We start from the raw sequence: 1,249 nt of genomic DNA on the forward strand, positions 1-1,249 counted from the left end.
GGTTCTTCACGGAAGTCCGGGGCTACCCGGACTTTTCGCATCAGGAATAAGGTGAGGCGGTGACATCTCGGTCATGATGGTTGTGCGACCAACACCACGCCCGAGAGCACCGCCTCATGTCAGATCATACCGCTTGGCTACCCTTCTGGCAGGATTTCTGCGTCCGCGACCTGCAAGTTTTCGACGACCACGTCCACGTCTCGCTGGTACCTGACAACACCCGTTTAGCCTGCCGTGTCTGCGGAAGACCTTGTCGCCAGATTCATGAGCGCGTCAGACGTCGCGTTCGAGATCTACCTATGTTGGGTCAGCCAGTGTTTCTCGATCTCACGCTCTATCGCTTGGACTGCGTGGGATGCGGGCGCCACCTGCAGCGCGTCCCTTGGCTCGATCGCCACTCACGACTGACCCAACGCTTGGCCCAGGCAGCCGCTGAATGCTGCGCACGCATGCCAATCGCACACGTGGCCAGCCTGTTTGGCCTGCATTGGAGCACGGTCAGGCGTCTGGATCATCAGCATCTTCGGCACTTGATGGCATCACTGCCAGCCGCTCGGCCACGCCGCTTGATCATGGATGAATTCGCCCTGTTCAAAGGGCATCGCTATGCCAGTGTGATACTGGACGCGGATACACGCCGCGTCCTGTACGTCGCTCAGGGCCGCACCCGCCGGGCCATTCGCCCCTTCTTCGAACAGCTGGGCCCGGAGGGATGCGCTCGTATCGAAGCAGTCGCTATGGATATGAATACTGCTTTCGACCTGGAGGTTCAGTCCCAATGCCCACGTGCGCGGGTCGTCTACGACCTGTTTCATGTGATAGCGAAGTACGGCCGAGAGGTGATCAGTCGAGTGCGTGTGGACACGGCCAATCAGTTGCGGCACGACCGGCCTGCACGTCGCATCGTGAAGCAGTCGCATTGGTTGCTGCTTCGTAACCCGGCCTCGCTCAACGAGCGAGAGCAGGTCCGGCTTGAAGACGTGCTGCAGGCCAACCAGCCCATCATGGCCGTGCATGTGATGAAGGAGAGCTTACGTTCGCTCTGGACAGCTCCCAGTGCCTGGGAATGGCGACGAAGATGGCAGCAATGGCATGCCCATGCTGCCGACAGCGNNNGATGCATACCGGCCAGCTCGAAGGCATCAACAACAGGATCAAAGTGATCAAACGCATGGCTTACGGGTACCGAGACATGGATTACTTTTTCCTGAAGATCAAAGCCGCCTTCCCCGGACATGCGTGATGAACC

At 59.2% G+C, this 1,249-nt stretch carries 1 protein-coding gene; it reads left to right on the top strand.

The genetic code is table 11. From position 1 onward, the window contains the following. Positions 1-116 precede the first annotated feature (116 nt). Entirely contained in the window at positions 117-1,163 is a 1,047-nt protein-coding gene (locus DOM67_RS19310) for an ISL3 family transposase (protein ID WP_232825323.1), read from the top strand. Positions 1,164-1,249 lie beyond the last annotated feature (86 nt).

Origin of the sequence: Salinicola sp. RZ23 (genome assembly GCF_003206675.1) — a bacterium.
In the GTDB taxonomy this organism is placed as follows: Bacteria; Pseudomonadota; Gammaproteobacteria; order Pseudomonadales; family Halomonadaceae; genus Salinicola; species Salinicola endophyticus.